Origin of the sequence: Micromonospora sp. CNB394, from assembly GCF_000374985.1 — a bacterium.
GTDB lineage: Bacteria > Actinomycetota > Actinomycetes > Mycobacteriales > Micromonosporaceae > Micromonospora > Micromonospora marina.
In genome coordinates this window covers 132176-152139 of the sequence record NZ_KB895828.1, presented here as the reverse complement: position 1 = coordinate 152139, position 19964 = coordinate 132176, and the positions used below count along the sequence as shown (strand labels likewise).

The window sequence follows — 19964 nt, the reverse complement described above, 5'->3', positions numbered from 1 at the left end:
CGGCCGCCCCTCCTGCGCGGGGGGTTTTTTTGTGCCCGCGGCAGACCGCCCACATTTCTTTCGAATCGATCCGCGCCGAGGAGACGCCATGAGTGAGGCAGCCGCACCGGCGACCGACATCCCCCCGTTCCGGTACACCGCCGCCCTGGCCGACGAGATCGAGCACCGCTGGCAGGACACCTGGGCGCGGGAGGGCACCTTCCACGCGCCGAACCCGGCCGGGCCGCTGGCCGACCCGGGCCACCCCCGCGCCGGCGCCGAGAAGCTGTACGTGCTGGACATGTTTCCGTACCCGTCCGGCGCCGGCCTGCACGTCGGCCACCCGCTGGGCTACATCGGCACCGACTGCTACGCCCGCTACCAGCGGATGGCCGGGCGCAACGTGCTGCACGCGATGGGCTTCGACGCGTTCGGCCTGCCCGCCGAGCAGTACGCGGTGCAGACCGGCACCCACCCCCGGACCACCACCGAGGCCAACATCGAGCGGTACCGGTCGCAGCTGCGCCGGTTGGGGCTGGGCCACGACGAGCGGCGGTCGGTGGCGACCATCGACACCGACTTCTACCGCTGGACCCAGTGGATCTTCCTGCAGGTATTCAACTCGTGGTACGACGCGGACGCGCGCAAGGCCCGGCCGATCGCCGAGCTGATCGGCGAGTTCGAGGGCGGCACCCGGGCCACCCCGGACGGGCGTGGTTGGGCCGAGCTGTCCGTGGGGGAGCGCCGGGCGATCGTCGACGACCACCGCCTGGCGTACGTCTCCGAGGCGCCGGTGAACTGGTGCCCGGGCCTGGGCACCGTGCTGGCAAACGAGGAGGTCACCGCCGACGGCCGGTCCGAGCGCGGCAACTTCCCGGTCTTCAAGCGCAACCTGAAGCAGTGGATGATGCGGATCACCGCGTACGGGGACCGGCTGCTGGAGGACCTGGACACACTGGACTGGCCGGAGCCGATCAAGCTGCAGCAGCGCAACTGGATCGGCCGGTCGACCGGCGCGCACATCGACTTCCCGACCGACGCGACCCCGGTGCGGGTGTTCACGACCCGGCCGGACACCGTCTTCGGCGCCACCTACATGGTGCTGGCGCCCGAGCACGAGCTGGTCGACGTGCTGACGCCGGCCGCCTGGCCGGAGGGCACCCGGGACGCGTGGACCGGTGGGCACGCCGGCCCGCGGGAGGCCGTCGAGGCGTACCGGAAGGCCGCCGCGGCCAGGACGGACGCGGAGCGGCAGGCGGACAGCAGGGAGAAGACCGGCGTCTTCGTCGGCGCCTACGCCACCAACCCGGCGACCGGCGGGCAGATCCCGATCTTCATCGCCGACTACGTGCTGGCCGGCTACGGCACCGGCGCGATCATGGCGGTGCCCGCGCAGGACGAGCGGGACTGGGACTTCGCCGAGGTCTTCGAGCTGCCGATCGTGCGGACCGTGGCGCCGCCGGAGGGCTTCGACGGCAAGGCGTACACCGGTGACGGCCCGGCGATCAACAGCGCCGCGCCGGAGCGCGGCATCGACCTGGACGGCCTGGGTGTGGCCGACGCCAAGGCCCGGATCATCGAGTGGCTGGAGGCGAACGGGCACGGCGCGGGCGCGGTCACCTGGCGGCTGCGCGACTGGCTGTTCTCCCGGCAGCGTTACTGGGGCGAGCCGTTCCCGATCGTGTACGACTCCACCGGGGCGCCGATCGCGCTGCCCGAGTCGATGCTGCCGGTCGAGCTGCCCGAGGTGGAGGACTTCTCGCCGAAGACGTTCGACCCGGAGGACGCCGGCAGCAACCCGGAGACCCCGCTGTCGCGGCGGCGCGACTGGGTGGAGGTGGAGCTGGACCTGGGTGACGGGCCCAAGCGCTACACCCGCGAGACGAACGTGATGCCGCAGTGGGCCGGCTCCTGCTGGTACGAGCTGCGCTACCTGGACCCGACCGACTCGCAGCGTTTCGCCGACCCGGCGAACGAGGCGTACTGGATGGGACCGCGGCGTCCGGGCGACTGCGGGGGAACCGACCTGTACGTCGGCGGCGCCGAGCACGCCGTGCTGCACCTGCTGTACGCGCGCTTCTGGCACAAGGTGCTGTACGACCTGGGCCACGTCTCGTCGTTCGAGCCGTTCCGCCGCCTGTTCAACCAGGGCATGATCCAGGCGTACGCGTTCGTCGACCCGCGCGGCGCCTACGTGCCCGCCGAGGAGGTCGTCGAGGTCGACGGCCGCTGGTTCCACGGCGAGACCGAGGTCCGGCGCGAGTACGGCAAGATGGGCAAGTCGCTGAAGAACGTCGTCACCCCGGACGACATGTGCGCCGCGTACGGCGCGGACACGTTCCGGGTGTACGAGATGTCGATGGGCCCGCTGGAGGTGTCCCGCCCGTGGGAGACCCGGGCGGTGGTCGGCGCGTACCGGTTCCTGCAGCGGGTCTGGCGCACCGTGGTCGACGAGCAGACCGGTGACCTGCGGGTCACCGACGAGCCGGCCGACGAGGCGACCCGGCGGCTGCTGCACAAGACGATCGACGGGGTCCGCTCCGACATGGACGGGATCCGGTTCAACACCGCCATCGCCAAGCTGATCGAGCTGACCAACGGCCTGACCCGGCTGACGCGTACCCCGCGCGAGGTGGCCGAGCCGCTGGTGCTGATGGTCGCCCCGTTCGCCCCGCACATGGCCGAGGAGCTGTGGCGCAAGCTGGGCCACCAGACCTCGCTGGCGTACGCGGACTTCCCGGTCGCGGACGAGGCCCTGCTGGTGGCCGAGTCGGTGACCTATCCGGTGCAGGTCAACGGCAAGGTCCGGGGCCGGGTCGAGGTGCCGGCCGACGCCGCCGAGGACGTGGTCCGCGCGGCGGCGCTGGAGGCGGTGGCCGGCGCGCTGGGCGGCAAGGAGCCGCGCAAGGTGATCGTGGTGAAGGGCCGGATGGTCTCGGTCGTCGCCTGAGACCGGCCGGTGGGCGCGTCCACATCGAGGGACGCGCCCGCCGCCGGTCAGGGCGCGCGACGTCGCCGTTCGGCCCGCCACCAGCGGTGGATGAGCAGCGCGCTGGCGATCAGGCCGAGGCTGGCCGGCGCGGCCGCGTACCAGTTGATCGAACCGGGCGCGGTCACCGCCGCGCCGATCGCCGCGTAGCCGACGGCGGTGGGGGCGGAGGCGATCACGCTGCCGGCCAGGAACGGCACGACCCGGGCGGCGGTGGTGCCGTAGCCGTAGCTGACCAGTCCGAACCCGGCGATCGGCAGCAGCCGTACGGTGATCACGCCGAAGACGCTCTGCCGGGCGAACCAGCCGTCGAGGCGGGCCAGCCGGCCGCGTACCCGCTCGGCGACGAAGTCGCGGCCGAGCATCCGGCCGACGGTGAAGCCGATGGCCGCCGCGAGCAGCGCCGCGCCGAGCGCGTACGCGGCGCCCTGCACCGGACCGAAGAGCGCGCCCGCGGCCAGCGTGACGAACGTCCGCGGCACCAGCGCCACCAGCAGCAGCGCGCCGCCGACCACCGCCACGGGCGGGCCGTAGCCGCCGAGCGAGTCGGCGAGCCGGGGCAGGTCGGCCGGGTCCGGCCGGGGCACCAGCAGCAGCGTCACGCCGAACCCGGCGAGCAGTAGCAGGAGCAGCCCGAACCGGCGCGCCGAGGGCTGCCGCAGCAACCCGGCGAGCCGGCGGGCCACCGGTCGCCGCCCCGGCCGGGCGGCGCCGGTCACGGCCTCTGGGCGGCGGCCACCGCGGTGCGGCGCTCGGAGCGGAGGCGGTCGGCCCAGGTGTCGTCGAGCGGCGGGAGCTGGTGGATGCCGGTGGCCCAGCGCAGCAGCAGGTCGGCCAGATCGGGGTTGCGGGCCAGCGCCGGGCCGTGCGAGTAGGTGCCGAGCAGCTTGCCCCGCCACGCGCCCTCGGTGGCCCCGTCGTTGCCGACCCCGGTGGTGACCCGGGCCAGCGGGGACACGCCCGCGCCGAGGTGGGTGCGGCCGCCGTGGTTCTCGAACCCGGACAGGTGCGGGATGCCCAGCCGCGGGTCGACCTCGCCGACCAGTTCGCCGACGGCCCGGGTGGGGCCGCGGTCGGAGGAGAGGTCGAGCAGCTCCAGGCCGGCACACCGGGTGCCCTTGGCGAAGAACGAGGTGCCGAGCAGTTGGTAGCCGGCGCAGACGCCGAACACCACCGAGCCCTGGGCCACCGCCCGGTGCAGGCCGCCGTCGGCGATCAGCCGCTGGGCGCCGAGCGCCTGCGGGCCGTCCTCGCCGCCGCCGATCAGGTAGATGTCGGCGGTGGCGGGCAGCCGCTGGTCGGAACGGACCTCCAGCACCTCGACCGGCATTCCGCGCAGCTGGGCCCGGCGGGCCAGGATCAGCGCGTTGCCCCGGTCGCCGTAGGTGGACAGCAGGTCGGGATAGATCCAGACGATGCGCAGGCTCTCAGTTGACACGGTCCAGCTCCGCTCGGATGTCCTGGAAGGCGGTGTAGTTGGCGATGACCTCCAGCCGGCCCGGCGGCACGGCGCGGACGGCCTCGTCGAAGCTGCGGACGTGCTGGAACGGCACCCCGTTGACCTCCAGGCGCACCGCCAGGTCGTACGCCCGGTCGCCGGTGATCAGCACCTGCCGGCCGGCCAGCGGGGAGAAGTCCACGTCGAACAGCCAGGAGGTGTCCAGCCCGTCGGGGTCGCGGGCGTTGATGGACAGCAGTGTCGGCGCGACGTCGGCCATGTCGAACGCCTCCAGCCAGCTCGCCGGGTTCTTCGCCAGCAGCAGCCGGATGTTGCGCCCGTCGCGGTCCACCTGGGCGTAGCGGCCGGCCACCGAGGTGACGGTGCCGAGGCGGGACACCGCGTCCACCGGGCGTACGCCGAACTCGGCGGCGACGGCCAGCGCGGTGGCCGCGTTGCCGAGGTTGACCTTGCCGGGAAGCTGGAGCTGGATCTTGTGCCAGGCGCCGGTGGGGTCGAGCACACCGTCGTCCTCGACGGTCCAGTGCGGCTCGGGGCGGCGCAGCGGGCAGCCGGTGCACCACCACTGCTCGCCGGAGCGCTGGATGGTGAATCCGCACTCGGGGCAGACCCAGGAGTCGTCGTGCCAGCGCTGCCCGGCGCTGAACCAGGTGACGTGCGGCGGCACGTGGCCCTGGGCCGGGTCGGCCGGCGGGCAGGCGGCCCACACCACCATCGGGTCGTCGGCGTTGGCGACCACCCGGATCCGCGGGTGCCGGACCAGGGCGGCGCGCCAGAGCTGCGCCATCATGGCGACCTCCTTGGCGCGGTCGAGCTGGTCGCGGGAGAGGTTGAGCAGCGCCACCACGTGCGGCTCGGTCGCCTCCAGCACCTGGGCCAGGTAGTGCTCGTCCACCTCCAGCACCGCGTACGGCGTGCTGCCGGCCTTGGCCAGTGCCGAGGTGTGGCCGGTGGGCATGTTCGCGCCGAAGGAGTTGGTGGCGACCCGGCCCAGCACGCCGACCGCGGCGGTGGTGAGCCGGGTGGTGGTGGTCTTGCCGTTGGTGCCGGACACCAGGGCGATGGCGCGCCCGGCCGAGAGGTGGGCGAGCAGGTCCGGGTCGATCTTGAGGCCGATCCAGCCGCCGATCACCGAGCCGTCGCCACGGCCCGCGGCCCGCGACAGCGCCGCGGCGGTGCGCGACACGGAGCTGGCCACCTTCGCCCGCAAGGGCATCTTCGCGTCCGTCACCCGAGCGAGGTTACCGGACCGCCGCCTCCGCCAGATCGCCGCCGACGGCGAACCGTTCGGCCGGGGACGACCCGGCGGACGGGCGGAGCGCGCGGGGCCGGACGGCGGCGGTCGATGTCGGGTAGCGGACGCTGCGCGGGGCGCCCCACCCCCTCCACTCCGCCCCACCCGCGTTGACGTGCGGTTTTGCGCGCGGAAACGCCACGCCACGCGGGCGATTCTGGTTGCAGGTGGAGGGAAGTGGAGTAGAGTGGGGCGCGATGGTGAGGCCGGGAGGGCCACACCGGCCCGGGGGGTCGGCGGCGCCGCGAACGCCGCTCAGGGCGAGGGGGTTGGGCCGATGTTCCTCGGCACCCACACTCCGCGCCTGGACGACAAAGGCCGGTTGATCCTGCCGGCCAAGTTTCGGGACGAACTGGCGGGGGGTGTCGTGATCACCAAAGGGCAGGAGCGCTGCCTCTACGTCTTCCCGATGCCCGAGTTCCAGCGGATCGCCGACCAGTTGCGCGCGCAGCCGATGACGAGCAAGGCGGCCCGGGCCTACAGCCGGGTCTTCTTCGCCAGCGCGCACGACGAGGTGCCGGACAGGCAGGGGCGGGTCACCATACCCGGCCACCTGAGGTCGTACGCGGCACTGGACCGGGATCTGGTCGTGATCGGAGCGAGCACCCGGGTGGAGATCTGGGACAAGGCGGCCTGGGAGGCCTACCTCGCGGAGAGCGAAGACGACTTCGCCGACATCGAGGAGGGGGTGCTGCCCGGCGGTCTGTAGGGCGTGACGGCGCCCGACGTACTGCGAGATCTCCAGCCGCTTTCGAGTTCCTGGCACCCCTTCCCCGGTGCCAGGCGCACGATCCGACACGGAGGGCCGCGGCCTCCGGCGGGCGGGAGCGGATGGGGATCTGGCGGTATGGCGAGGCGTCGTGGCGACGACGGACACGTGACGGAACGGTTGGCGAACGGGGTGGGGGTCGAGATGGGGGAGCTACGCGGCACGCACGTGCCGGTGCTGCTCGAGCGGTGTCTCGAGCTGCTGGCCCCCGCACTGGGCCGGCCCGGTCGCACCGTGCACGTCGACGCCACACTCGGCCTGGCCGGGCACGCCGAGGCGGTGCTCTCGGCGCATCCGGACACGGTGCTGATCGGCCTGGACCGGGACACCGAGGCGCTCGCCCACGCACGGGTCCGCCTGGCCCGGTTCGCCGACCGGATCCACCTGGAGCACGCCGTCTACGACGAACTGCCCGAGGTGCTGGACCGGCTCGGTCACCCGGCGATCGACGGGGTGCTGTTCGACCTCGGCGTCTCGTCCCTGCAACTGGACGCGCCCGACCGCGGGTTCGCGTACGCGCAGGACGCGCCCCTGGACATGCGGATGGACCAGACCCGGGGGATGACCGCCGAGGAGGTCGTCAACACCTACTCCCACCCGGACCTGGCCCGCCTGCTGCGGGTGTACGGCGAGGAGAAGTTCGCCGGGAAGATCGCCTCGGCGATCATCCGCGAACGGGAGCGTGTCCGGATCACGTCCTCGGCCCGGCTGGCCGAGCTGGTCCGGGACGCCATTCCGGCACCGGCCCGACGAACCGGCGGACACCCGGCAAAGAGAACGTTTCAGGCTTTACGGATCGAGGTAAACAGAGAGCTGGCAGCGCTGGAGACGGCGTTGCCGGCTGCTCTGGACAAGCTCACAGTGGGCGGCCGCATGGTGGTCCTGTCCTACCACTCGCTGGAGGACCGGCTCACCAAGCAGGCGCTCGCCGACCGGGTCCGCAGTAAGGGCCCGGTCGACCTCCCGGTCGAGCTGCCCGGGTCGGGCCCGACGTTCCGGCTGTTGAGCCGGGGCGCCGAGCTGCCCGGGGAGGCCGAGGTGGCCGCGAACCCGCGTGCCGCCTCGGTGCGGCTGCGGGCAGCGGAACGGCTCGACCCGGAGGCGGCCCGGCAGGGGCGTACCGACCGCGAACGGTACCGCCGCCGGGTGAAGGCGATGCACCAACCGGGGACGGGGTCACCGGGGTCCGGCAAGGACCCGCGGTCGGCCCCGGGGGACGCGAACGGGACGGACGAGGAGGGGGAGGGGACATGAACGTCGAGAAGCGCGACGGCCGGGGAGCCGTCGGGCAGCGCGCACCGCGGTCGGGGGGCCGGACCGCGGCGCGGCGCACCACGCGGGACACGACCGCGACCGACCGCCGGGAGGCGACTCGCGCCCGGGGGGCGCGCGAGTTCCCGACGCAGGGCAGCGCCGCTCTGCGGCCGGCCGAGCGTACCCGGGTGACCGATGCGCCCGCGCCGCGCCTTCGGGTCGCCCCGCCGGCGCCGATCCGGGTGCCCCGTGCTCCGTTCGTCGCGCTGATCCTGGTGCTGGTGGTCGGTGGGGTGCTGGGCATCCTGGCGGTCAACACCAAGATCAACGAGAACGCGTTCAGGCTGGAGAGGCTCCAGCAGCAGCAGGCCAAGCTGGACGTGGACGAGCAGGAACTGCGCAAGGAGATCGCCAACCAGAAGGCGCCCGGCAACCTGACCGCCAACGCCAAGCGGCTCGGCCTGGTCGAGTCCGAGGACCCGGCCTACATCCGGCTGCCGGACGGGCAGACCATCGGGGTGCCGCACCCCGCGCAGGGCGCCCCGCCGGTCACCAGCCGGCAGGGCGACGGAGGCTGAGCGATGCCGCCGAGATCGGAGGATCCGCGCCGGGACGCCACGGGCTCCCGGCGCGGCTCGTCGCGGGGGTCGGAGCCGCGCGAGCCGGGCCTCGGCGGGATCTCCGACGCCCGCGCGTACACCCCGCGCGGGCGGACCGTGCGCGAGGGCGGCGGCGCCGAGCAACGGCGTACCCCCCGCAGCAACCGGTCCGGCGATCCGTTCCGGCCCGCGTTGCAGGTGCTCGACGGCGGCCGGGCCGGCCGCGCCGGCACGCGCGAGCCCGCGACCGACGGCGCCCGGTCCGGCCGCCGGTCCACCGCCGCGGGCGGCCGGGCCGCCGTGGTCCGGACCGTCTCGTCCCGGCCCGTGCACGAACCGTTCGACGACGACGACGAGGACGCGCCGCCGCCGCGCCGCCGGTCCCAGCCGCGCCGCCCGGCCGCGCCGCCCCGCCGGCCGGTACGCAAGCCGCGCCGGCCGCCGCGACTCGGCGACCCGCGCCGGCGGCTGCGGCTCGGCACCGTGCTGGCGCTGGCGCTGTTCGCCAGCATCGGCGTCCGGCTCGTCTATCTCCAGACCGCGGACACCCCGGCGTACGCCGACCGCGGCCTGCCCGACCGGCTCGCCGTGGTCGAGCTGCCGGCCCCGCGCGGGGCGATCCTCGACCGCGACGGCGAGCCGTTGGCGCACAGCGTCGAGGCCCGGTACGTGTTCGCCGACCCGACCCGGGTCACCGATCGCGCCGCCACCGCGAGGGCGCTGTCGCCGCTGCTCGGTGTGCCCGCCTCCGACCTGGCCGAGAAGATGCGCAAGCGCAACCTGCCCGGCACCGACACCCCGTTGCAGTTCGTCTACCTGGCCCGCGGCGTGGAGATCGGCACCGCCAAGAAGATCATGGCGCTCGACCTGGCCGGCATCAACGTGCACCGCGACGAGCGGCGCGAGGTGCCCGGCGGCGACCTGGCGGCGAACCTGATCGGCTTCGTCAGCCAGGACATGAACGGCCTGGAAGGGCTGGAGGCCAAGTACGACGACGTGCTACGCGGACAGGCCGGCAAGCGGACCTACGAGGTGGGCCTCGGCGACCTGGCCGCGCCCATCCCGGGCGGCTACAGCCGCACCACCCAGCCGCAGCCGGGCAGCTCGCTGAAGCTCACCGTCGACCGTGACCTCCAGTTCATGACCCAGCGGATCCTGGCCAAGCAGACGGCGAAGGTGAAGGGCAGCATCGGCGCCGCCGTGATCATCGAGGTGCCGAGCGGCGAGGTGCTGGCGCAGGCCAGCCAGCCGACGTACGACGCCGCCAACCCCACCAAGGTGGGCTCACCGTCGGACCGGGACGACGCGGCCACCACGTTCGTGGTCGACCCCGGCTCGATCCACAAGGCCATCACCTTCGGCGCGGCGCTCCAGGAGGGCGTGATCACGCCGGACACCGCGTTCCCGGTCGCCAACACCGCCGTCCGCGGCGGCGTCACGTTCCGCGACACCCAACCGGTCGACGGCCGCACCATGAGCATCCCCGGCATGCTCGCCTTCTCATCGAACGTCGGCACCATCGAGGTCGCCGAGAAGCTGGGCAAGGACCGGCTGTTCGACTACCAGAAGCGGTTCGGGCTGGGCCAGGTCACCGGCGAGGGCATGCCCGGCGAGGCGGCGGGCCGGCTGCTGCCGCCGGACCAGTGGAGCGGCTCGGCGTACGGGTCGGTGCCGATCGGGCACAGCGTGGACGCCACGCCGCTGCAGATGGCCGCCGCGTACGCCGCCATCGCCAACAACGGCACGTACGTGCAGCCGCACCTGGTCAAGGAGACCATCGGCGCGGACGGCGAGCGCAGCCCCGCCGCGGCGCCTGCCACCCGTTCGGTGCTCAGCCCCGACAACGCGGCGGCGCTGCGCCGGATGATGGAGGCGGTCACCACCGTCGACGGCCCGGACGGTCAGGCGACCGGGCTGGCCGCGGCCGTGCCCGGCTACCGGGTGGCCGGCAAGACCGGCACCGGCCTGCGCTACGACGGCGGCAAGCAGCAGCCCGGCGAGGTCGGCTCGTTCATCGGCATGGCACCGGCGGAGAACCCCCGGTACGTCGTCGCGGTGTTCGTGTGGAGCCCTGACGGCGGGGGCGGTGCGGTCGCCGCGCCGGCGTTCCGGGAGATGATGGGCTTCACTCTCCGCCACTACCGGGTGCCGCCGTCGCTCACCAACAAGTCCCCGAAGTTCGAGGTCTTTCCGCGCTGAGCGGGGACGGCGGGACATCATCGGTGAGTGGCGGCGAACCACCGGGGCGGCTGTGCGGTCGGAACCGGACGACCGGGTAGGGTCTGACGCCGTGCCCGGCAATCCACGTCCCACAACCGTGCGTCCCGTACGGCTCGGCGACCTCGCCGCCCGCGTGGCGGCGACCCCGCCGGAGGAGGCCGCCGAACTGGCCGTCACCGGCGTGACCCACGCCTCCCAGGAGGTACGCCCCGGCGACCTGTACGCCGCCCTGCCCGGCGCGCGGCGCCACGGCGCGGAGTTCGCCGCCGCGGCGGCGGAAGCGGGCGCGGTGGCCCTGCTGACCGACCCGGCCGGCGCGGCGCTGGCCGCCGGGACCGGCCTGCCCGTGCTCGTCGTCGACGACCCGCGCGACGCGCTCGGCGAGGTGGCCGCGACCGTCTACGGCGACCCGACCGCCGGCCTGACCGTGATCGGGGTGACCGGCACCGCCGGCAAGACCTCCACCAGCTACCTGGTCGAGTCGGGGCTGCGGGCCGCCGGCCACGTCACCGGGCTGATCGGCACCGTGGAGACCCGCCTCGGCGACCTGGTGATCGACAGCGTCCGGACCACCCCGGAGGCCACCGACCTGCACGCCATGCTCGCGGTGGCCCGCGAGCACGGGGTGGACACGGTGGTCATGGAGGTGTCCAGCCACGCCCTCGCCATGGGCCGGGTCGGCGGCGTCCGGTTCGACGTCGGCGGCTACACCAACTTCGGCTCCGACCACCTGGACTTCCACGCCGACGAGGCGGACTACTTCGCGGCCAAGGCCAGGCTGTTCGACGGCCGCTGCCGGGTCGAGGTGCTCAACCACGACGACCCGGCGCTGCGCCCGCTGTACAAGCCGGGCACCGTCACCTACTCGGCGGCCGGTGACCCGGACGCGACCTGGTGGGCCGACGGCATCGACGGCGAGGGCTACGCGCAGCGGTTCACGCTGCACGGCCCGGACTCCCCGGCGCTGCCCACCGGTGTGGCGCTGCCCGGCCGGCACAACGTGGCGAACGCGTTGCTGGCGGTCGCCCTGCTGGTCGCCGCCGGGGTGGACACGCGGACCGCGGCGCGCGGCATGGCCGCCTGCGGGGGTGTGCCCGGCCGGCTGGAACTGGTCAGCGGCGACGCCCCGGTACGCGGCGTCGTCGACTACGCGCACAAGGCCAACGCGATCGAGGCGGTGCTCACCGCGCTGCGCGGCCTGACCGGGGGCCGGCTGATCTGCGTGCTGGGCGCCGGTGGCGACCGGGACCGGGGCAAGCGGCCGGTGATGGGCGGCGTGGCCGCGCGCGGCGCCGACGTGGTACTGGTGACCGACGACAACCCGCGGACCGAGGACCCGGCCGCGATCCGGGCCGAGGTGCTCGCCGGCGCGTACGCCGCCGCGACCCCGGCCCGCGTCATCGAGGTGCCCGGACGGCGGGCGGCGATCGAGGAGGCGGTCCGGGTGGCCGAACCGGGTGACGTGGTGGCGGTGCTGGGCAAGGGCCAGGAACGCGGACAGGAGATCGGCGGCGAGGTGCTGCCGTTCGACGACCGGGTGGAGCTGGCGGCGGCGCTGCGCGCCCGCTTCGGTGACCTGGCGGGTCAGCGGTGATCCCGCTGACGCTGGCCGAGGTGGCCGCCGCCGTCGACGGCCGGCTGACCGGCGCCGACCCGGACGCCCGGATCACCGGCACGGTGGAGTTCGACTCCCGCAAGGTGAGCGCCGGCGGGCTGTTCGTGGCCTTCCCCGGCGAGCGGGTCGACGGCCACGACTACGCGGCCGGCGCGGTCTCGGCCGGTGCGGTGGCGGTGCTCGGCACCCGGGAGGTGCCGGGCGTGCCGATGGTGCTCGTCGGCGACGCGCTCGACGCGCTGGGCCGGCTGGCCCGCACGGTGGTGGACCGGCTGCCCGGGCTGACCGTGATCGGTCTGACCGGCTCGTCCGGCAAGACCACCACGAAGGACCTGATCGCCCAGCTCGCGGTCCGGCTCGGCCCGACGGTGGCGCCGCCCGGCTCGTTCAACAACGAGCTGGGACACCCGTACACCGCGTTGCAGTCGACGCCGGAGACCCGCTACCTGGTGATGGAGAAGGGCGCCCGCGGGGTCGGGCACGTCCGCTACCTGTGCGACGTGGTGCCGCCGCGGATCTCGGTGGTGCTCAACGTCGGCGTGGCGCACCTGGGCGAGTTCGGCTCGGTGGAGGCCATCGCGCTCGCCAAGGGTGAGCTGGTCGAGGCGCTGCCCGAAGACGGGCTGGCGGTGCTCAACGCCGACGACCCGCGGGTGGACGCGATGGCGTCGCGTACCCGGGCCCGGGTGGTGCGGTACGGCGAGTCGGAGCGTGCCGACGTGCGCGCCGTGGACGTGACTGTCGACGGCCGGGGACGGCCCTCGTACACCCTGGTCACCCCGGAGGGCAGCGCGCCGGTACGGCTCGGGCTGACCGGCCGGCACCAGGTCTCCAACTCGCTCGCCGCCGCGGCGGTCGGCCGGGAACTGGGCCTGCCGCTGCCGGGCCTGGCGGCGGCGCTGAACGAGCTGGGCCTGGTCTCGACCCGGCGGATGGACGTCTTCGAGCGTCCCGGCGGGGTGACCGTGATCGACGACTCGTACAACGCCAACCCGGCCTCCACCGGCGTGGCGCTGCGGGCGTTGGCCAGCATGCGCGGCGACGGGCGTACCGTCGCGGTGCTCGGCTACATGGCCGAGCTGGGTGACTTCGAGCGGGAGGGGCATCAGCAGGTCGGCCGGCTCGCGGCCGAACTGGGAGTGGACCGGCTGCTCGTGGTGGGCGAGCCGGCGGCGCCGATCCACGAGGGCGCGACAGCGGTAGGTAACTGGGGAGGAGAGTCGGTGCTGCTCACCGATCAGGCGGCGGCCGTCGAGGTGCTGCGGAGCGAGCTGCGTCCGGGAGACGTGGTGCTGGTGAAGGGCTCCCGGTACCGGACCTGGGACGTGGCCGACGCGCTGCGCGCGGACGCCCGGGAGGGTGCGACGGAGGGCGGTGCCGCATGAGGGCGGTCATCGTCGCCATCGGGGTCGCGTTCCTGATCTCACTGTTCTGCACCCCGATCGCGATCAAGGTGTTCGCCCGGCTGAAGGCCGGCCAGCCGATCCGATCGAACCTCGGGCTCGCCAGCAACGAGGGCAAGAAGGGCACGCCGACGATGGGCGGTGTGGTCTTCATCCTGGCCACGGTCATCGCGTACGTCGCCGGGCACCTGGCCCTGACCACGCTGCCGGACGCGCAGATCGCCCAGGTCGAGCCGACGATCACGGCGCTGGTGCTGCTGGGGCTGATGGTGTTCTCCGGCGCGGTCGGCTTCATCGACGACTTCCTCAAGGTCCGCAAGCGGCACAGCGGCGGCCTCAACAAGCGGGGCAAGCTGGCCGGGCAGATCCTGGTCGGTGCCGTGTTCGGCGCGGTGGCCGTCTACTTCCCGTCGAGCATGACCGACGCCGGCGGCAACGCGACGAACACCGAGACGGTGGGCAGCACCACGCTGAGCTTCATCCGGGACGTCCCGGCGCTGGAGATCGGCAAGATCGGCGCGGTGATCGTCATCATCATGGTGGTCATGGCGGCCACAAACGGCGTCAACCTCACCGACGGCCTGGACGGCCTGGCCACCGGCGCCTCGGTGATGGTGCTGGCGGCGTACGCGCTGATCGCGTTCTGGCAGTACCGCCACTGGTGCGCCGACCCGAACTACACCGAGTCGTACTGCTACACCGTGCGCGACCCGCTGGAGATCGCGCTGATCGCGGGCGCGGCGGCCGGTGCCTGCGTGGGCTTCCTGTGGTGGAACACGTCCCCGGCGCGGATCTTCATGGGTGACACCGGTGCGCTCGGGCTGGGCGGCCTGATCGCCGGCATGGCGATGTCCACCCGGACCATCCTGCTGCTGCCGATCCTGGGTGGCCTGTTCGTGATCATCACGATGTCCGTGGTCATCCAGATCATCTCGTTCCGCACCACCGGCAAGCGCGTGTTCCGGATGTCGCCGTTGCAGCACCACTTCGAGCTGGCCGGCTGGAGCGAGGTCAACATCGTGGTCCGGTTCTGGATCATCGCCGGTATCGGCGTGGCCATCGCGCTGGGCCTGTTCTACAGCGAGTTCCTCGCCGCGGTGAGCTAGGTGCAAGGAAGGGCCCCTTATTAACAGACGTCTGTTAATAAGGGGCCCTTCCTTCAGATCCGACACGCCGACCGGGCGGTTGCGCCACGGGCGGGCGGGTCGAGCGGCCATGATGGGCCTGTGGGGGAGGGACGAGACATCCAGGTGACCAGCGATCCGCCGGCCCGCCGTGCCCCGGCGGCCACGCCTCCGGCCGACCCGCCGGCCGCGCGCTGGGATCCGGCCGGTGGCCTGGCCGCGCTGCGCGGCCTGCTGGCCCGCCCGCTGGCCTCCTACTACCTGCTGCTGTCCAGCGTCGGCCTGCTGCTGCTGATCGGCCTCACCATGGTCTTCTCCGCGACGAGCGTGAAGGACTTCGCCGAGGGCGGTGACGCTTCCGCGTCGCTCACCAAGCAGGGCGTGTTCGCGGTGATCGGCATCGGCGCGTTCTGGGCCTGCCAGCGGCTGCCCGCGCGCACGTTCCGGGCGATGAGCCGCCCCGCGCTCGGCGTGGCGGTGGCGCTGCTGCTCACGCTCAACCTGTTCGTCGCGCTGAACTCGCTGTTCGGGGTGACGTCGATCGGGCCGCTGCGGGCCGAACTCCTCTCGCTGTCCCTCGGCCCGATCTCGCTGCAACCGGTCGAGGTGGCGAAGTTCGCGCTGGTGCTGTGGGGCGCGCACGTGCTGGCCCGCAAGGGCGCCGCGCTGGGCTGGTGGAAGGAACTGGCCACCCCGCTGTTCCCGGTGGTGGGCCTGCTGTTCGTGCTGGTCGGCTTCAACGACCTGGGCAGCATGCTCTGCCTGCTGGCGCTCGTGGTCGGGCTGCTCTGGGCGGCCGGCGTGCGGGGCCGGGTCTTCGCCGCGCTCACCGCCATCGGCCTGGCCGGCGTCGGCCTGCTGGTGGCGGCGGCCTCGCTCGGCGCCGGCTCCGGCTCCCGGGGCGCCGACAACTACCGGCTCGGCCGCCTCACCATGTGGCTCGACCCGCCGGACCCGAAGACCTGCTTCGAGCAGCAACTGGACTACTGCTACCAGCTCGTGCAGGCCCGCTACGCGATCGGCAACGGCGGCTGGTTCGGCGTCGGCCTGGGCCAGAGCTCGCTGAAGTGGAACTATCTGCCCGAGGCGCACAACGACTTCATCTTCGCCATCCTCGCCGAGGAACTGGGCGTGGTCGGCTGCACAGTGATCCTGGTGCTGTTCGCCGTGCTGGCGTACACCGGGATGCGGATCGCCCGCCGGGTCGAGGACCCGTTCCGCCGGCTCGCCGCCGCCGGTGTGACCGCCTGGCTGGTCGGCCAGGCCGTCATCAACATCGGTGGCGTGACCGGGCTGCTGCCGCTGACCGGCGTACCGCTGCCGTTCATCTCCGACGGCGGCAGCGCCCTGGTGGTGACGCTCGCCGCGATCGGCATGCTCGCCTCGTTCGCCCGCGCCGAGCCGGACGCGGCGCGAGCGCTGCACGCCCGTCCGCCCGCCCGATGGGTCCGACTAGTGTGGGCCCCGTTGCCGCCGCTTCCCGGCCGGCGCCGCAGTGCGACGCCGCCGGCGGCCGACCGAGGGTCCGTGCCCCGGTCCCGGCAGCGGCGGCAGGACGACCAGGCCGCGCCCCGCGGCGCCCGGCCCGACCGGGCGCGCGCCGGCGCGGCGAGCGAGAGGAGACGCTGATGGGTCCGCTGCGTTCGGTGGTGCTCTGCGGAGGGGGTACGGGCGGGCACATCTACCCGCTGCTCGCCTTCGCCGACTGCCTGCGCCGACACGACCCGAGCGTCCGGATCACCTGTCTGGGCACACCCAAGGGGCTGGAGAACGAGCTGATCCCGCCGGCCGGCTACGACCTGCGGCAGATCCCGGCGTACCAGCTTCCCCGGTCGGTGAACATGAGCCTGGTGCGTACCCCGGACCGGATGTGGAAGGCGGCCCGCGCCGCGGGCAAGGTGATCGACGAGGTCCAGGCCGACGCCGTGGTCGGCTTCGGCGGGTACGTCTCGGTGCCCGGTTACCTGGCCGCGTGGCGGCGGGAGCTGCCCATCGTCATCCACGAGGTGAACGTGCCGCCGGGCGTGGCGAACCGGCTCGGGATGAAGTTCACCAAGAACGTCGCGGTGGGCTTCCCGCACCAGCCGGCCCAGGCCGAGGCGCTGCGCGACGCCCGCGTGGTCGGTGTGCCGCTGCGCCGGGGCATCGCCGGGCTGGACCGGGCCGCGCTGCGCGACGCCGCCCGCGCCCACTTCGGACTCCGTCCCGACCTGCCGGTGCTGTTCGTCGCCGGTGGCTCGCAGGGCGCCCGCTCGATCAACCTGGCCGTCTCCGGCGCCGCGAAGGAGCTGGCCCGCAACGGTGTGCAGGTGCTGCACGTCATCGGGGCCCGAAACGAGCCGGTCTCCGTGCCCACCGACCTGCCGGTGCCGTACATCACGCTGCCGTACCTGTCCGAGATGGAGCTGGGTTACGCCGCGGCCGACCTGATGCTGGCCCGCGGCGGCGCGATGACCTGCGCCGAGGTGGCCGCGATCGGCCTGCCGACCGTCTACGTGCCGTACCCGCACAGCAACCAGGAGCAGAAGCGCAACGCGTTGCCGGTGGTGGAGGCGGGCGGCGGTCTGCTGGTCGACGACGCCGAGGTGACCCCGGCCTGGGTGGAGCGGACGGTGATCCCGCTGATCCGGGACCCGCAGCGGCTGTACGCGATGAGCCACGCCGCTGCCGGGTACGGCCGCCGGGACGGCGACGTGGCGTTGCTGAACTTCGTCTACGAGGCGGTCTCCCGCTGATGAGGGACACCGCGACGGGAAGGTACGTCTGATGAACACCGCGCAGTTCACGCCCGCCGGCACCATGACGGCGGAGGACCTGGGCCGGATCCACCTGATCGGGGTGGGCGGGGTCGGGATGGCCGGGCTGGCCCGGCTGTTCCTCACCCGGGGTCTGCCGGTCTCCGGCAGCGAGCTGCGGGAGTGGCCGTCGCTGGCCGGCCTGCGGGCACTCGGCGGCACCATCCATTCCAGCCACGAGGTGTCCAACCTCGACGGGGTGGACACGGTGGTCTATTCCTCCGCCATCCCGCAGGACCACCTGGAGATGGTCGAGGCGCGCCGCCGGGGCCTGCGGGTGCTGCACCGCTCCGAGGCGCTCGCCGCCGCGATGACCGGCCGCCGGACGGTGGCGGTCGCCGGCACCCACGGCAAGACCTCGACCACCTCGATGGTGACCATGGTGCTCCAGCAGGCCGGCACCGACCCCTCGTTCGTGATCGGCGGCGAGATCTCCGAGGTGGGTTCCGGCGCGCACCACGGCACCGGGGAGCACTTCGTGGTCGAGGCGGACGAGAGCGACCGCTCCTTCCTCATCTACCGCCCGTTCGTGTCGATCGTCACGAACATCGAGGCGGACCACCTGAACACCTACGGCGACCTGGCCACCCTGGAGGCGGCGTTCGCCGAGTTCGCCCGGCTCACCGATCCGGCCGGCTTCGTGATCACCTGCGCCGACGACGCGGGCGGGCGCCGGCTGGCCGAGTCGCTGCGTGCCGAGGGCCGCCGGGTCTGGACGTACGGCGAGTCCGCCGACGCGGATCTGCGGATGAGCGAGGTCGTGTCGTCCGCGCACGGGGTGCGCTTCCAGGCCGAGGTCGAGGGCCGGCCGCTGGGCGAGATCCGGCTGCCCGTACCGGGCCGGCACATGGCGCTCAACAGCGCCGCCGCGGTGCTCGCCGCGTACCTGCTGGAACTGCCGGTGGCCGCGGCGGAGGCCGCGCTCGGCGCGTTTCCGGGCGTGCGGCGCCGCTTCGAGCGCAAGGGCATGGCGGACGGCGTGCTGGTCTACGACGAGTACGCCTACCACCCGACCTCGATGACGCTGGCGTTGCAGACGCTGCGCGAGGTGGCCGGCGACGGCCGGCTGATCGTGGTGTTCCAGCCGTACCGGCTCTACCGCACCCGGGACAACCAGGCGGAGATCGCCGCCGCGCTCGGCATCGCGGACGAGGTGGTGTTGCTGGAGGTCTTCGGCCCCGGTGAGACGCGGCGCCCCGGCGAGGGCTCGGCCGCGCTGATCCGGGAGGTGCCGCTGCCGGCGGAGCGGAAGGTGTTCGTCGAGGCGTGGGACGACGTGCCGGGTGAGGTGGCCCGGCGGGCACGGACCGGCGACGTGGTGGTGACCATGGGCGCGCCGCCGATCTCGCTGATGGGTGACCAGCTGCTCGACGCCCTGCTCGCCCGCTCCGCCGGGGGCACGGGGCTGGGCGCCGGCGTCGACCCGGACGGCGCGGCGACCCCGGCCGGATGAGTCCCGGTCCGGCCCGCGGCCGTACCCCCGGACCGGACGGCGGCGCCGGGCGGCGCAGCCCGGCCCGGCGCTGGCAGCTCGTGCGGGCGAACGCGGACGCCGTACCGCCGTCGACCCGCCGGTTCATGGCCCGGGCCCGGCAGCGGCGGATGCGCGCCGCGCTGCCCTGGGCGGTCACCGCCGCGGTGCTCGCCGTCGCGGGCCTGGTGGCGTGGACGGTGCTGGGCACCGGCCTGTTCGGTGTCCGCGAGGTACGGGTGGTCGGCGCGCGGCTGGTCACGCCGGTGCAGATCCGTGACGCGGCGGCGGTGCCGGACAACGCGCCGCTGGCCCGGGTCGACCTGGAGGCGACCGCGCGCCGGGTCGGGGCGCTGCCGCCGGTGGCGAACGCCACGGTGGAGCGGGAGTGGCCGGGCACGCTGGTGATCCGGGTGCGGGAACGCACGCCGGTGGCGGCGGTGCCGCAGGGTGTGGGCTTCGTGGTCGTCGACGGCTCGGGCGTCGTCTTCCAGCGCCTGGACCGGGCGCCGGACGGGTTGCCGCAGGTCCGGGTCGCCCGGCCCGGCCCCGACGACCCGGGTACGCGGGCCGGGCTGGCGGTGCTCGCCGCGCTGGGGGAGAAGCTGCGCGCGGAGCTGGTCGCGGTGGACGTGGCCGGCCTGGCCCGGATCACGCTGCTGCTGCGCGGCGAGCGTCAGGTCTTCTGGGGCGACGCCTCCCGCGGTACCGACAAGTCGACGGTGGCCACCGCGCTGCTGAGCCGCGAGGCGGACCGGATCGACGTCAGCGCGCCGGACGTGGTCACGTTCGAGTGACCCGCGGCTCAGCGAGCCCGTGCTGTGTCCCCCGTCGCTCCGTCGGCGACACGCCGGAACAGGTCCTTGGCTCCTGGCGCGGCGGCGCATACGTTGCCCCGAAGAGATCAGTGGTTGACATAACTCTAAGCCTCTAGTAGAGGGTGAGGGTTCACCCGTCGGAGGCCGCTGATCCGGCCAAGCCGTGTGGGGTCGG

Annotated in this window: 15 protein-coding genes; 12 read left to right on the top strand and 3 right to left on the bottom strand. The window is 73.7% G+C overall.

Going from position 1 to position 19964, the window contains the following annotated elements; all coding sequences use genetic code 11:
• The first annotated feature begins 88 nt into the window (after window positions 1-88).
• Window positions 89-2929: a leucine--tRNA ligase gene (gene leuS / locus C569_RS0107980; protein WP_018785271.1), complete on the top strand. Its 2841-nt coding sequence runs from the start codon at window positions 89-91 to the stop codon at window positions 2927-2929.
• A 47-nt stretch (window positions 2930-2976) separates the two neighbouring features.
• Here the strand turns inward: leuS and C569_RS0107975 are convergent, their stop codons facing one another.
• Genes C569_RS0107975 through C569_RS0107965 form a run of 3 tightly spaced genes read right to left on the bottom strand, consistent with a single transcriptional unit; the run spans window position 2977 to window position 5643 of the window.
• Window positions 2977-3687, bottom strand: coding sequence for a TVP38/TMEM64 family protein (locus C569_RS0107975; protein WP_018785270.1), 711 nt, complete (start codon window positions 3685-3687; stop codon window positions 2977-2979).
• The gene (locus C569_RS0107970) at window positions 3684-4406 is read right to left on the bottom strand and encodes a type 1 glutamine amidotransferase (RefSeq protein ID WP_018785269.1); all 723 of its coding nucleotides are present in this window, start codon (window positions 4404-4406) and stop codon (window positions 3684-3686) included. Before C569_RS0107970 ends, C569_RS0107975 begins: the two co-directional genes overlap by 4 nt.
• Window positions 4396-5643 carry a MurT ligase domain-containing protein gene (locus C569_RS0107965; protein WP_026267848.1) on the bottom strand — a complete coding sequence of 416 codons (1248 nt, stop codon included), beginning with the start codon at window positions 5641-5643 and terminating at the stop codon, window positions 4396-4398. The genes C569_RS0107970 and C569_RS0107965 overlap by 11 nt, the downstream gene beginning before the upstream one ends.
• 355 nt (window positions 5644-5998) lie before the next feature.
• Between C569_RS0107965 and mraZ the strand changes: the two genes are divergently transcribed.
• The 11 genes from mraZ (at window position 5999) to C569_RS0107910 (ending at window position 19768) form a co-directional block, all read left to right on the top strand.
• Window positions 5999-6430 carry a division/cell wall cluster transcriptional repressor MraZ gene (gene mraZ, locus C569_RS0107960; RefSeq protein WP_026267847.1) on the top strand — a complete coding sequence of 144 codons (432 nt, stop codon included), beginning with the start codon at window positions 5999-6001 and terminating at the stop codon, window positions 6428-6430.
• Between the two features lie 204 nt (window positions 6431-6634).
• Window positions 6635-7744 (top strand): 16S rRNA (cytosine(1402)-N(4))-methyltransferase RsmH, encoded by a 1110-nt coding sequence (gene rsmH / locus C569_RS0107955; protein WP_036345342.1) that lies wholly within the window; start codon window positions 6635-6637, stop codon window positions 7742-7744.
• Window positions 7741-8322 carry a hypothetical protein gene (locus C569_RS0107950; RefSeq protein ID WP_018785265.1) on the top strand — a complete coding sequence of 194 codons (582 nt, stop codon included), beginning with the start codon at window positions 7741-7743 and terminating at the stop codon, window positions 8320-8322. Before rsmH ends, C569_RS0107950 begins: the two co-directional genes overlap by 4 nt.
• A 3-nt stretch (window positions 8323-8325) precedes the next feature.
• On the top strand, window positions 8326-10542 hold the full coding sequence (locus tag C569_RS0107945; RefSeq protein WP_018785264.1) for a penicillin-binding protein 2: 2217 nt from the start codon (window positions 8326-8328) through the stop codon (window positions 10540-10542).
• A gap of 52 nt (window positions 10543-10594) precedes the next feature.
• Entirely contained in the window at window positions 10595-12157 is a 1563-nt protein-coding gene (locus C569_RS0107940) for a UDP-N-acetylmuramoyl-L-alanyl-D-glutamate--2,6-diaminopimelate ligase (protein WP_026267845.1), read from the top strand.
• Entirely contained in the window at window positions 12154-13563 is a 1410-nt protein-coding gene (gene murF, locus C569_RS0107935; protein WP_018785262.1) for a UDP-N-acetylmuramoyl-tripeptide--D-alanyl-D-alanine ligase, read from the top strand. Before C569_RS0107940 ends, murF begins: the two co-directional genes overlap by 4 nt.
• Entirely contained in the window at window positions 13560-14687 is a 1128-nt protein-coding gene (mraY, locus tag C569_RS0107930; protein ID WP_018785261.1) for a phospho-N-acetylmuramoyl-pentapeptide-transferase, read from the top strand. The genes murF and mraY overlap by 4 nt, the downstream gene beginning before the upstream one ends.
• A 231-nt stretch (window positions 14688-14918) precedes the next feature.
• On the top strand, window positions 14919-16334 hold the full coding sequence (locus C569_RS0107925; protein ID WP_026267844.1) for an FtsW/RodA/SpoVE family cell cycle protein: 1416 nt from the start codon (window positions 14919-14921) through the stop codon (window positions 16332-16334).
• Window positions 16334-17440, top strand: coding sequence for an undecaprenyldiphospho-muramoylpentapeptide beta-N-acetylglucosaminyltransferase (murG, locus tag C569_RS0107920; protein ID WP_018785259.1), 1107 nt, complete (start codon window positions 16334-16336; stop codon window positions 17438-17440). Before C569_RS0107925 ends, murG begins: the two co-directional genes overlap by 1 nt.
• 31 nt (window positions 17441-17471) lie before the next feature.
• The gene (murC, locus tag C569_RS0107915; protein WP_018785258.1) at window positions 17472-18953 is read left to right on the top strand and encodes a UDP-N-acetylmuramate--L-alanine ligase; all 1482 of its coding nucleotides are present in this window, start codon (window positions 17472-17474) and stop codon (window positions 18951-18953) included.
• Window positions 18950-19768 carry a cell division protein FtsQ/DivIB gene (locus C569_RS0107910; RefSeq protein WP_018785257.1) on the top strand — a complete coding sequence of 273 codons (819 nt, stop codon included), beginning with the start codon at window positions 18950-18952 and terminating at the stop codon, window positions 19766-19768. Before murC ends, C569_RS0107910 begins: the two co-directional genes overlap by 4 nt.
• Window positions 19769-19964 lie beyond the last annotated feature (196 nt).